The 12,315-nt window shown below is 62.1% G+C and carries 9 protein-coding genes; 3 read left to right on the top strand and 6 right to left on the bottom strand.

From position 1 onward, the window contains the following. Positions 1-30: 30 nt before the first annotated feature. The gene (locus JAO77_RS08425; RefSeq protein ID WP_198989891.1) at positions 31-498 is read left to right on the top strand and encodes a hypothetical protein; all 468 of its coding nucleotides are present in this window, start codon (positions 31-33) and stop codon (positions 496-498) included. 170 nt (positions 499-668) lie between these two features. Here the strand turns inward: JAO77_RS08425 and JAO77_RS08420 are convergent, their stop codons facing one another. The 6 genes from JAO77_RS08420 to JAO77_RS08395 all read right to left on the bottom strand — a co-directional run bounded on the left by JAO77_RS08420 (position 669) and on the right by JAO77_RS08395 (position 7,343). Further along, on the bottom strand, positions 669-1,829 hold the full coding sequence (locus tag JAO77_RS08420) for an anhydro-N-acetylmuramic acid kinase (RefSeq protein WP_198989890.1): 1,161 nt from the start codon (positions 1,827-1,829) through the stop codon (positions 669-671). Then, positions 1,826-2,182 carry a nucleotide pyrophosphohydrolase gene (locus JAO77_RS08415; RefSeq protein ID WP_198989889.1) on the bottom strand — a complete coding sequence of 119 codons (357 nt, stop codon included), beginning with the start codon at positions 2,180-2,182 and terminating at the stop codon, positions 1,826-1,828. The genes JAO77_RS08420 and JAO77_RS08415 overlap by 4 nt, the downstream gene beginning before the upstream one ends. 70 nt (positions 2,183-2,252) lie before the next feature. Continuing rightward, on the bottom strand, positions 2,253-2,705 hold the full coding sequence (gene dtd, locus JAO77_RS08410) for a D-aminoacyl-tRNA deacylase (RefSeq protein ID WP_198989888.1): 453 nt from the start codon (positions 2,703-2,705) through the stop codon (positions 2,253-2,255). 142 nt (positions 2,706-2,847) lie between these two features. Then, positions 2,848-3,954 carry an endolytic transglycosylase MltG gene (gene mltG / locus JAO77_RS08405; protein ID WP_198989887.1) on the bottom strand — a complete coding sequence of 369 codons (1,107 nt, stop codon included), beginning with the start codon at positions 3,952-3,954 and terminating at the stop codon, positions 2,848-2,850. Between the two features lie 72 nt (positions 3,955-4,026). After that, entirely contained in the window at positions 4,027-6,009 is a 1,983-nt protein-coding gene (locus JAO77_RS08400; protein WP_198989886.1) for a carboxypeptidase-like regulatory domain-containing protein, read from the bottom strand. A gap of 152 nt (positions 6,010-6,161) precedes the next feature. Further along, positions 6,162-7,343 (bottom strand): ribonuclease D, encoded by a 1,182-nt coding sequence (locus tag JAO77_RS08395; protein WP_198989885.1) that lies wholly within the window; start codon positions 7,341-7,343, stop codon positions 6,162-6,164. 289 nt (positions 7,344-7,632) lie between these two features. On the opposite strand from JAO77_RS08395, the gene JAO77_RS08390 reads away from it, so the two are divergent. Further along, complete coding sequence (locus tag JAO77_RS08390) at positions 7,633-10,695, top strand: SusC/RagA family TonB-linked outer membrane protein (RefSeq protein ID WP_198989884.1); 3,063 nt, start codon at positions 7,633-7,635, stop codon at positions 10,693-10,695. A 43-nt stretch (positions 10,696-10,738) separates the two neighbouring features. Then, positions 10,739-12,151: a RagB/SusD family nutrient uptake outer membrane protein gene (locus JAO77_RS08385; protein WP_198989883.1), complete on the top strand. Its 1,413-nt coding sequence runs from the start codon at positions 10,739-10,741 to the stop codon at positions 12,149-12,151. The last annotated feature ends 164 nt before the right edge of the window (positions 12,152-12,315 follow it).

Below are 12,315 nucleotides of genomic sequence, written 5' to 3'. Positions count from 1 at the left end.
AGTACTAGCCCAGGGCCAAGCGGCAGCATTATGCAATCACTTTTCACTTACCGATGTCTTACCTACCGCACCACTACCTCCCACCTAAGGCTTTGCGCTAGCGTGGTATTGCTGGGGCTAGCAGCAGGTTTTGGCTTCCAGCCCGCGCCCAAGCCAACCCAAGCGCAGGTGGCGCGGCGCTTCCTTAGTGAGGTACTGCGCGCCGACTACCCAGCCGCCTACCAGCGCCTAGCGCCCGAAGTGCGCGGCACGCTACGCCCGGCGGCATTTGCAACGGCGGCGCAGCCGCTACAGCACCTAGGGCAGCAGCGTGGGCAAGCGGTAGAGCTGTATAAGCTAGGCACCTGGCTAAGCGAGAGTGGCGGCCACGAGCCGTGGTTCTACCGCTTTTCCTTTGCCAGCGACTCGGCCCGCCGCCCGCCGCCAGTGCTGCTAGAAGTCACTTTTAGTGACACCACTACGCGGCAGGTGCTAGGCTTTGGGGTGCGCAATAGGTAGCGAAGCACCTAGGTTAGCATTGGGTTGTTCGCCGACCTAAAACCCCACCCCCGGCCCCTCCCCTCCGGGAGAGGGGAGCCAAACCCTCACTTGCGTTTGAGGACGACAGGCTCCCCTCTCCCGGAGGGGAGGGGCCGGGGGTGGGGTAATACGTTAAGATAACCTATTACCTAGGGTAACGAAATCTTGCCCAAACTTAGCGCCGGGTGGCCGGCCAGCGTCTCATTGGCTAGCACCGCGAAGAGAATGGCTTCCTTCGCATCGGGCGGCACGCTGGCTTTGGCGGTGCTGAGCAGGCGGGCAGTGGGCAGGTGCCGGCCCAGCGCCGCCAGCAGCGTGGCATTGTGCGCCCCGCCGCCACTGATGAGGATTTCGGCCGTGGGTTGCGGCCCTAGGTAGTGCCGAGCGGCCTGGGCCACGGCCGTGGCCGTTAGCTCCACGAGCGTAGCGAGCAGGTCGGGCGCGAGCAGGCCGGTGGTGGACGTTTTGGCTTGGCTAGATTTCAGATAGGTGGGTGAAAACAGCTCGGGCCCAGTCGTTTTGGGGAAACCTTGGGCGAAGAACGGGTGGCTGAGCAGCGCTGCCAGCAAGCCCGCGTGCACGTGGCCCTGGGCGGCAAGGTAGCCGCCCGCATCGTAGGTCTGCTGGGGGTAGTGCTGGCGCACCACGTGGTCGAGCAGGGTGTTGGCGGGGCCGGTGTCGGTGGCCTGGGCGGGGCCGCCATCGGCGGGCAAAAACGTGAAGTTGGCAATGCCGCCTAGGTTAAGCAGCAGGCGGTCGGTGCCCGGCTGCCGAAACAGCAACTCGTCGGCAAATGGCGCCAGCGGGGCACCTTCGCCACCGGCCGCCACGTGCTTCTGCCGAAAGTCGGAGAGCGTGATAATGCCCGTGAGGTGAGCCAGGTGGTCGCCATCGCCGATTTGCAGCGTGGCGTGGTGCCCAAACTCGGCCCGCCGATGCTGGTGGCGCGGCGCGTGCCAGATGGTTTGGCCGTGGCTGGCCAGCACATCCACGTCGGCGGGCGCCACGCCCCATTGCTGCAGGCAGTGCAGCACCGTGGCGGCGTTGCGGCGGGCCACCTCGGCGTGCAGTACCACTACTTCTTGCAGCTGCACCGTGGGCTGACTGATGGCCCGCAGCCGCTGCTGAAATTCGGCCTCGTAGGGCACGGTGGCAAAGTGCTCGAGCACCACATCGAGGGTGGCACCGTGGCCAGTGCAGCGGCACAGCGCTACATCGAGGCCATCGAGCGAAGTACCTGACATCAGGCCCATAATGCGCCGGCTCGGCTGGTCGGCAAGTTGTACTAGCTTAGTTAGCTGAGCGTTCATAGGTCAGTGGCAGGTGCTGTGGGGCCGCCTGTTAGCTTAGGGTTATCGCGGTGGCGGGTGGCGTCGCGCTGGGTTTTCTTGGCAAGGTTGCAGGCCAGGGCATCCGTGAGGTTCACGCCGGTTTGATTGGCTAGGCAGATGACGACAAAGAGCACGTCGGCCAGCTCATCGCCCAGTTCGCGGCCCTTGTCCGACTCCTTAAACGACTGCTCGCCGTACTGCCGGGCAATGAGGCGGGCCACTTCCCCCACTTCTTCCGTGAGAATGGCCATATTGGTAAGCTCGCTGAAATAGCGCACGCCGGTGGTTGTAATCCACTCATCTACGGTGGCTTGGGCTTGGTCGAGGGTCATTGTTTTAGCTGCTGATAACTTCTGGCTTTTAGCCGTTAGCTCTCTGAATAAATAGTAGGCATTGCCCGCCCTAGGTGACGCTTGGCGAATCTAGCACTATCGTGACGGGCCCGTCATTAAGCAAACGTACTTGCATGTCGGCCCCGAAGATGCCAGTGGGCACGGGCTGCCCCATCTCTTGCGCCACCAGGGCCACAAAACGCTGGTAAAGCGGCTCGGCCACGGCGGGCGGGGCGGCGCCCACGTAGCTAGGGCGGTTGCCCTTGCGCGCATCGGCGAGCAGCGTAAACTGGCTCACGACTAGCACCTGGCCGCCCACGTCGCGCACGCTGCGGTTCATTTGGCCGTTCTCATCCGAGAAAATACGCAGGTTGACAAGCTTACGTACCATCCAGTTGAGGGCGGCCTCATCGTCGGTGGGCGCACAGCCGGCCAGCACCAATAGACCGGGCCCAATCTCGCCGGTGATGGTACCCTCGACCGTCACGGATGCTTCGCGGACGCGCTGAATAACAAGACGCATTTTACTATCTATCAATTAATAATAAGAATGGCATCCATCCATGCGAGGAGGCACGACGAAGCAAGCTTTCATTCGCGTTAGCTGACGTAAGCAAGGCGGTATAAGGAAAGCTTGCTTCGTCGTGTCTCCTCGCATAGACAGACTATCTTTTGATTTTTAGGCTGTCTAGGTGCTGCCAGTAGCGGCGGGCGTTGCGCTTGTGGTCGGCGTAGGTTTCGGCAAAGTCGGAAAAGCCGCTGCCGTCGGGCCGGGCGCAAAAAAACACGAACTTGTGGTGCGCCGGGTACAGCACCGCATCGAGGGTCTGCGGGAAAGGCGTGGTGATGGGGCCAGGCGGCAAGCCTTTGTGGCGGTAGGTGTTGTAGGGCGAATCGACCTTCTTATCCACATTGAGCACGCGCTTGCGGGTACCTAGGCCGTGCAGGGGCCACAGCAGCGTGGGGTCGGCTTGCAGGGGCTGACCTCGGCGCAGGCGATTGAGGTACACGCCCGCAATGAGGGGCTTGTCGGTGGGCTGGGCCGTTTCGCGCTGCACAATGCTGGCCAGCACCGCCACCTGCACGGGGGTCATTTTTAGCGAATCGGCCTGCTGCCGCCGCGCGGCCGTCCAGAAGCGGCGGTGGCGGACGGCCACCGAGTCGAGGAAGGCAGCCGCCGGCGTGGGCCAAAACAGCCGCAGTGCCCCCGGGATGAAGAGCGTGCGCACGGTAGCCGTATCGAGGCTGTAGCGCTTTACTAGGTATTTATTATCAACTAGCAGCTTATGGAGCTGCAGGGTATCGATGAAAAGCTGCCGGCCGGCCTGGCGCGGCAGCTGCGGCAGGTAGTGGAAGGGCTTGAGCGTGAACGTAACCGTGTCTTGGCGGCCGCTTTCGAGCAGTTGCAGCAACTCTAGGTTGCCGATGCCCGCGGGCAGAGTGTAGCGCCCGGGGTGCGTAGGGTTGTCTTTGGTGCCAAACTTGCGCAGGCTGGCCACTACCACCAGGTCGATGGGCCGCTCTAGTAGTCCCTGTTGGCGCAGCGAGTCTAGTACCTCGCGCTGCTTGGCCCCCGGCTGAATGTAGAGGTAAGCCGGCCCGTCCACGTTCGCGAGCACGTTGGGCTGGTACAGCAGGCGATGCCCTGCGCCGCCCACCAGCACTAGCAGCGCCAAAAGCACCCAAAACGCCACCTGCCGCCAAAACGCCCAGCCCGATACTGGCTCGCGGGGCGGCTTGGGCGTGGTAGAGGGCAGCAAGGGGTCGGTCATGGGCAGAAGCTACCCAGCTTACTACGGCCGGGCGCGACCAAAATTAACGCCCTAGGTGGGTTTGGCACGTGCCTACTTGCCCAGGCGGTAGAGCAGGCCCACGCTCAGCTGCACCCGGCCCAGCTGCCAAGGGGCCGCCGCGGCGGGCTGGCCACCCACGGTCAGCTGCACCTCGCTGGCGGGCAAGCTAAGGGCGCTTTCGCTATCGGTGTGGAAGAAGCCGCCCTGCTCGGTAGCCAGCAGCCGGGTACGCGTGCGCACGGGCCACAGGTAGCCTAGGTCGGCCACGGCCTGCCATTGGTGGCTTAGCTCCACTCCCACCCCGATTCTAGGCTGAAGGGCATCGGTGAGGCGCTGCAGGCTGAGGGTGAGGCGGTCGGTGGCTAGCTCGGTGCCAGCCAAGCGTAAGCTGGCGCCGGGATTGTCGAAGGTGCCTATGTCGTGGCCCAGGCTTTGGCGCAGGTAGGCCACCCCCAGGCGCCCCAGCACGGGGCGGCCGCGCGGGTTCAGGTTGTGCTCCCAGCCTAGACCGGCCTCCCAGCCCTGGCCTGCCAGCTGGCCCAGCGCTGCCCGCGTAAGGCCATACAAAGCCAAGTGGCGCGGCAGCTCTAATTGCACACCCAGCTGGTAGCTGGCCGCCACGCGGCGGCGCTTTACCGCCGTGGTCGCCACCGCCCGAAATGCCGCGCCCGGTGGCGCAACCACTACCCCTAGGGTACTCTCCGCGGCCGCTACGGGCAGCAGCCCCAGGCCGTAGGTGTAGCGCAGCCGCCCCTGCCACCAGCGCCGGGCCGGAGCCGGAGCGGCGGCCGGACCAGGTGCAGCCGTGGTAGAAGCAGGGGCAGGCACGGCTAGCAGTTTCTCGGCTCGTTGCTGGCGCGCCTGGTCCAGCAAGTCGAGCTGCAGTTGGCTGGAGGGCAGTAATGTCGTGTAGTTTTTCCAGAAGGTAGAATCGTAGGGTGTGGGAGCCTGCAGAAAAATATCGTTGTACTGCGCCCGCTCGGGGTACGGAATGGGCGCGGCCCGCGCCGTGTCGATAGCCGTAGTCAGAAACTCGGCCAAGTGCCGCCGCGCCTGCCCCGCCACCGGCGACCCTAGGGTGTTGTACCAGATGCTTTTGAGGTACCAGCGCCCGGCGTAGCGCTGGTAGGCCACGCGGTAGGCGCGCTCGGTGGCCCGAAAGCTCAGCACGTGCTCGCGGCGGATGCCGCTGGGCGTACGGTGCCAGGCCGCCCCCAGAAAGGCGTAGCTCTGCTCATCAATATACAGCTCACCGGCAAAGCTAGCCCGGTCGGTGCCCGGCCGCGGGCCAAAGGCAATGACGTACACCGGCCGCCCCTGAAACGTGGTTTGGGGCGTGAGCTGATACTGGTAGTTCTTGAACTGCGAAGGCCGAATAAACTCGGCCCGATTATGCACGAAATCAAACCGATGCGGCACAAAGGGGCCCGCCGACCACTCTATCTGAAGCAGGCCCGGCGCCGAGCGTAAGGTATCACGCAGGTCTACCTTGCGGACCTCCAGTATCTGCACTTGCCCGTCGTCGTTGGGGTGCTGGTAGGGCGCTTTGTACACCAGCAGCACGCCCTCGCTCAAATAGTCGTACATGTGCCCGGCACCGTGGTCGTCCGACTCGCGGAAGAAGCCCGTTAGGCGCGTGGGCCGCGTGGGGTAGTTGCGCGGAATGCGCGCCACCGCCTCCCGGATGATGCCCGTCACCGACGACGATACGGCCACGGTGCCTAGGGTAGCCGGACTGCTCGTTAGCTCGATGCGCAGCTCGGGCGCCGGCAAGGGCGGCAGCGGCCGGGTGTAGCGCCGGTAGCCCAGCAGGGCCACCTCCAGCTCGGTGGCGGCGTAGGCCGCCGGCACCCGCAGCGCAAAGCGGCCCTCCTGGTTGGTGCTCGTACCTAGCTTATTACCCGCAATGCCTACCTGCGCAAAGGGCAAGGGCTGGTGCGTATCGGCATCGAGCACCAAGCCACGCAGCACCAGCGCTTCTTGCGCTAGGGCCGGGCTAGCCAGTAGCCACAGTAGCAGGTAAAGCAGTTTCACGGGACCTAGGGGTGGTTAAAAGTAGCTCAGGATGCTGTAGTACAAACACGAGCGCAGCTCGCATCCGCGTCAGGTCAGCTTATACCAGCTTACTTGGGCGCAAGATGCGAGCTGCGCTCGCGCTCGGACTACAATGCCCGAAATACCATCACCTAGGCGCCCAATGGGCCGTCGAGGTCGGCGAGGGGCAAGCCGTGCTGACTAGCAGTTTCGCTCAGCAGCTGGCGCTGCCAGGGGCGCAGGGCGGCCAGGCTACCCTGCTCTACCACGTCGCCGATGAGACGGTTGCTGAGTACGGTGTTGGCCAGCACGGGGCTGAAGTCGGCGGCCAGGTGGTTTTTAAGCGCTTGCAAAAGCGTTTCGCGGGCCTCAGCGCGGGCAGCTATGGGGCCGTTGAAGCGGCGACGGAAGGGCTGCGGCCGGCGCTGGTCGGCGGGCAGGGGGCCGTCGGGCGCCAGGTCGGCACTGGCCAGCGCAATCAGCTCATCGGCGTAGGGCGAGCGCTTGAGGTCGGGGTGCAGGCCGCCGGCCCCGCGCAGTGCGCCGTGCGAGGCAATGGGCTGACGCGTGAGCTCGGCTAGGCGGTCGTTGCTGAGCACCATGTAACTGGGGCGGTCGAGCTGGCGCGCCACGCGGTCGCGCAGGGCATACAGCTCCCGAAACAGCGGCAGCTCGCCGGGCGAGATGCGGTACTTGCCAGCCAGGCGCAAGTGTGGGCGCAGCTCGTCGCGACCGTAGCGCACCGCCTCCAGGGCATGGTTTTCTTCCTGGGCCCACTGGGCGCGGCCCTGCTCTTGCAGGCGAGCGGCCAGGCGGTCGGTCAGCTCGAAGAGGTAAAGCACGTCGTTGGCGGCGTATTCCTTTTGGGCTTCGGTAAGGGGGCGCTTGAGCCAGTTCGACTTCTGCTCACCCTTGTCCACCTCAAAGCCTAACTCACTATGAATGAGACGACCTAAGGAAATATTATTATCCTCCAGGGCTAGCAGCGTGAATTGCACGCTGGTATCGACGATGTTGCGGCAGTGCACGCCAAACAGCTCATCGAGCAGCAGAATATCCGATTTGCAAGAGTGGAACACCTTGGCCACGGCCGGGTCGCGCAGTACGGCAAACAGGGGCTCTAGGCCAGCGGCCATATCGGGCTCAAGCGGCAGCGGGTCGATGAGATATACCGCTTCGCCATCGAACACTTGGATAAGGGCTAAGTGGCGGCCATAGCGATAGCGGTTGTCGTCAAACTCCAGGTCGATGCCGATGCGCGGCAGAGTGGCTAGGTGGGAGGCTACGTCGGCCACCTGGGCTGCCGTAGTGAGATACTGAATAGAAGGCTTCATGCGTGTGCGCAAAGGTAGGGCTTGGGCTGCTGCAAGCATACGCAACAACTAATACGTTTTGGCAACGCATAAACCGCATTTACAAAATTTCTATTTGCATAAATAAGACCTATTTTTTAGTAGCTACTTAACTCAAAAAGCAAAAAGTAAGCTGGCTTAGCCATTACTTATTTAGGTCATAAATTACATTTTTAATAAGAATTGGCATGTTATACCTTTTATTTGCAGCTTCGCACTTTTGTTTAACAATAGCTACGCTTTTTTTTAACACCTCTCCCCCATCTACTCTATGAGGAAGATTTTTACCCCTTTATTAGTTGTAGCTGCCCTACCTGCACTGGCCCAAAGCCAGGCATTAACGGGCCGCATTACGGGCACCGATGGCAGCGCAGTACCAGGCGTGACCATCGTGGAGCGCGGCACTACCAATGGTGTGAGCAGCGATGCCGATGGCGTATTTCGCTTGGCCGTGCAGCCTGGTGCTACGCTGGTTATCAGCTCAGTAGGCTACACTACCCAAACCATTGCTGTGGGTGGACGCAGCTCGCTCAACGTAACACTGGTAGCCAACGCAACCGACCTAGGCGAAGCCGTAGTAGTAGGCTACGGCACTCAAACCAAGGCCGACCTGACTGGCTCGGTGGCCACGCTGTCGAGCAAGGACGTGGGCAACCAGCCGGTGCAGTCGTTCGAGCAGTCCATTCAGGGCAAGGCGGCCGGCGTGTTTATCGAAAACAGCAGCGGCAAGCTGGGCCAGGGCATCCGGGTGCGGGTGCGCGGGGTATCGAGCATCAGCGGCGGCACGCAGCCCTTGTATGTGGTGGATGGGGTGCCCGTAGTGGCCGATAACCTCTCCTCGACCACGGCCGCTACCAACCCCATTGCCGACATCAACCCAACCGATATTGAGAGCATCAGCATTCTGAAGGATGCCTCGGCGTCGGCCATCTATGGCTCGCGGGCTACCAATGGCGTGGTGCTCATCACCACCAAGCGCGGCAAGGCCGGGGCCACACGCTTCAGCGTGGGCGTGCAGGCCGGCTGGAGCGAACCCACGCACAAGCGCGAGTTTTTGAATAGTCAGGAATACGTATCGCTCATCACGGAGGCGCTGACCAACAGGGGCGGCACCTTTGCCGTGCCTGCCAACATTACGGCGCGCCTGAGTGGCTATGCGGGCGGCGTAGACCCGCTGACTTATGACACCAACTGGCAAGACCAGGTACTGCAAAAGGCGGGCTTTCAGCAGTATGACTTGAACGCTAGCGGCGGCACCGACAAAACCCGCTTCTACCTCTCGGGGCAGTATAGCAACCAGAAGGGTATCATCGTCAGTAACCAGTACGAGCGCATGGCCACGCGCTTCAACCTAGACCACCAAGCTACTGAGCGGCTGTCGTTTGGTATCAACCTAACGGCCACGCGCTCGGTCAACAACCGCGTGCCCAACGACAACGCCTTCAGCACGCCCATGCAGATTGTGGCGCTGGCGCCCATCACGCCCCTCATCGACCCGCGCTCGGGCCAGGTGAGCGGCGCCCTCGACCCCAGCACGGGCCTGCCCAACACGGGTTTTCCGTTCTATTATAATCCCTTGCTGAGCATTCAGGGCGGTACCTACGTCACGACGGTATACCGCCTGCTCGGCAACGTGTACGCGCAGCTCAACCTGGCTAAGGGCCTAATCTTCCGCTCAGAGCTGGGTACCGACGTGCTGAACCAGAACGAGGAGCAGTACCTGAGCCGCGTGACCTCGCGCAACACCGGCAACACCAACGGCTACGGCTACAACGCGAACCAGACCAACGCCAAGGTCGTGGTCAACAACTACTTCTCGTACAAGAATACGTTTGCCGACAACCACTCGGTAGAGCTGACCCTAGGTACGAGCTATGAGAACGCTCGCATCAACGGCAACAGCGTGACAGGCACGCAGTTCCCGTCCGACTCTTACCGCACACTCGATGCGGCTGCCCAAATCACGGCGGGCTCGTCGTTCACGACCAGCAATGCGCTGGTGTCGTACTTCGCACGTGGGTCCTATGCCTTCGCGGGCAAGTACCTAGTGGGCGCCAGCGCCCGCCTCGATGGCTCGTCGCGCTTCGGCGCCGGGCGCCGCTACGGCATTTTCCCGGCGGGCTCGGTGGGCTGGCTCATCTCGGAAGAAGACTTTTTGAAAGGTAACAAAACGCTGAGTTTGCTGAAAATTCGCGCCAGCGTGGGCAAAACCGGCAACCAGAACTTCGGCAACTTTGCTTCGCGCAGCCTCTTTGCAGGCACCGGCTATGTGGGCACGCCGGGCCAGCGCCCCTCGCAGCTGGGCAACGATTTCCTGAGCTGGGAATCGACGGTGCAGTACGACGCCGGCCTCGAATACGGCTTTCTCGACAACCGCATCAGCGGCGAAGTGGACATCTACCGCAAAAACACCACCGGCCTGTTGCTGTCGCAGCCAGTGCCGGGCACCTCGGGCTTCTCGACCATCAACCGCAACGTAGGCAGCCTGCGCAACCAGGGCATCGAGCTGACGCTGACGACGCGCAACTTCGTGGGCGACTTCGCCTGGACGACCAGCGTGAACGCCTCCATCAACCGCAATAAAATAATGGACCTGGCGGGCCCCGACATTCTGGGTAGCGCCCTCAACCGGGCGCAGGCCGGCCAGCCGCTGGGCACCTTCGTCGGCCCCGAGTACGCGGGCGTGGACCCCGCCAACGGCAATGCGCTGTACTACCTGAACACCACCAACGCCGACGGCACCCTCAACCGCGGCACGACCACCAATATCAACCAGGCGGCCAACGTACCCATCGGCAACCCCAACCCGACTTGGACGGGCGGTATCACCAATACCTTCTCGTACAAAGGCTTTGACCTGAGCGCTACGCTGGTGGGCGTATTTGGCAACCAGATTTACGACTCGGCAGCGCCCTACTTCTCTACAGGTTTCAACAACGGCTACGACAACCAAACCCGCGACCAGCTCAACCGCTGGCAGAAGCCCGGCGACATTACCAACGTACCGAAGGCCGTGTACGGCGGCGGCATTGGCACCGGCGCGTCGTCGCGGTTCGTGCAAAACGGCGACTACGGCCGCCTGCGCTCGGTGGTGCTCGGCTACAACCTGCCCAGCAGCCTGGCCAAGCGCGGCTTCCTGCAGTCGGCGCGCATTTTCCTGCAAGGCTACAATCTCTTGACCTTCACGAAGTACACAGGCTGGGACCCCGAAGTGAGTTCCGACTATGTGACGGGCACCGGCAATACGTCGTCCAATAACATCAGCCAGGGCATCAGCTTCTACACCGCGCCGCAGGCCCGCACCTACACCCTAGGTATCAACCTGGGCTTCTAGGCGCCGCCTGCCCCTGCCTTTCACGTCTTAGCCTTATTACTTTATGAAGAAAATAGTACCCGGGCTGCTCACGGCAGCCCTGCTCCTGGGCGGCCTGGAGAGCTGCAACAACAAGCTCAACGTGCAGCCTGTGAGCACCATCGACTCGGCCACGGCTTTTAACAATTCTAGCGACGTGCTAGCGGGCCTCGTAGGCTGCTACGCGGGCCTGCAAAGCACCAACCTCTACGGTGGCTACCTGCAGTTTATGAACGACCTGCTGGCCGACAATGGCGACGAGAGCTTCGTAGGTACGTTTACCCAGCCCCAAGAAGCTCAGCGCAAAACGCTGCTTATCACCAACACCCAGGTGAGCGCCACCTGGCTGAGCGCCTACGACGTCATCAACCGCACCAACAACGTGCTGGCCAATATTGGCAAGCTCGACACGCCGGCCCAACAGGCCAGCGCCGAGGGCGAGGCCAAGTTTATTCGCTCCTTAATGTACTTTGACCTGGTGCGCAGCTTTGGCAAAGACTGGAACGACGGCACGCCCGCCAACAACCTAGGCGTGCCCCTAGTGCTGACGCCCACCCTCACGGTAGCCGACGCCCAGCAAGTGCCCCGCAATACAGTAGCCGAAGTCTACACCCAGATTATTACGGACCTGACCACGGCCGAAGCTAAACTAACCACCGGCGGCCCGCTCAACGCGTTTTCAGCTACCCGCTACGCCTGCGCCGGGCTGCTGGCCCGCGTATACTTGCAGCAGAACAACTATGCGGCTGCGGCTGCCGCGGCCAACCGGGCGCTGGCCTCTTCGTCGTTTGGGTTGAATACCTTTTATGGCGAGAACTTTGGCTACAGCACGACCAACGTGGCCACCGCCACCGTGCCGATAAATACCAGCGCCAACACGCGGGAGGATATTTTCACCATTCAAATCACGGCGCAAAGCGGCTCTAATCAGCTTAATACCTTTTACGCCCGCAACCGCCGAGCCGACGTTACAGTGCAGCAGCAGTTCCTAGGTCTGCTTGAGGCCGGCGATACGCGCGCTACGCTTATCACCACGCCCACTGCCAGCGTGCCCGCCTACACGCGCAAGTTTGATGCGCAGTACGGCAACATCAAGCTGATGCGCGTAGATGAGATGCTGCTGACCCGTGCCGAGGCCAACTTCCGCGCCGGCGGCACGCCGGTAGGCGCTACCCCGCTGGCCGATGTCAACGCCATCCGTACGCGGGCTGGTCTGCAGCCGCTTGCTAGCGTCACGCTGGCCCAGATTCTGAAGGAGCGCCGCATAGAGCTAGCGTTTGAAGGCTTCCGCCTCGGCGACCTCAAGCGCAACCAAGAATCGACCACCGACCCGCTCAGCAACGCCACCATTCCGTGGAACTCGCCCCGGCTGGTGTTCCCCATCCCCTTCCGCGAACTCAACGTGAATCCTAACCTAAAGCAGAACGAAGGATACTAGGTCCACCTAGGTTACTCAAAAAAGCCCGCAACTAACGTTGCGGGCTTTTTTTATGCTATATGCAGTATTAAGAACCAAAGCTTTACACCTTCTCATCTGTCATGCTGAGCTTGCGAAGCATCTTATCACGCTAAGGTTGATACTCCCAACGTGATAAGATGCTT

It is taken from the genome of Hymenobacter sp. BT559, from assembly GCF_016427535.1.
Taxonomy (GTDB): domain Bacteria; phylum Bacteroidota; class Bacteroidia; order Cytophagales; family Hymenobacteraceae; genus Hymenobacter.
The sequence above is the reverse complement of the archived record's forward strand: the minus strand, read 5'-3'. Positions and strand labels throughout refer to the sequence as shown.

Coding starts and splice junctions, on each gene's coding strand:
- JAO77_RS08425 (WP_198989891.1), top strand. CDS start 31: ATGCAATCACTTTTCACTTACCGATGTCTTACCTACCGCACCACTACC.
- JAO77_RS08420 (WP_198989890.1), bottom strand. CDS start 1,829: ATGAACGCTCAGCTAACTAAGCTAGTACAACTTGCCGACCAGCCGAGC.
- JAO77_RS08415 (WP_198989889.1), bottom strand. CDS start 2,182: ATGACCCTCGACCAAGCCCAAGCCACCGTAGATGAGTGGATTACAACC.
- dtd (WP_198989888.1), bottom strand. CDS start 2,705: ATGCGTCTTGTTATTCAGCGCGTCCGCGAAGCATCCGTGACGGTCGAG.
- mltG (WP_198989887.1), bottom strand. CDS start 3,954: ATGACCGACCCCTTGCTGCCCTCTACCACGCCCAAGCCGCCCCGCGAG.
- JAO77_RS08395 (WP_198989885.1), bottom strand. CDS start 7,343: ATGAAGCCTTCTATTCAGTATCTCACTACGGCAGCCCAGGTGGCCGAC.
- JAO77_RS08390 (WP_198989884.1), top strand. CDS start 7,633: ATGAGGAAGATTTTTACCCCTTTATTAGTTGTAGCTGCCCTACCTGCA.
- JAO77_RS08385 (WP_198989883.1), top strand. CDS start 10,739: ATGAAGAAAATAGTACCCGGGCTGCTCACGGCAGCCCTGCTCCTGGGC.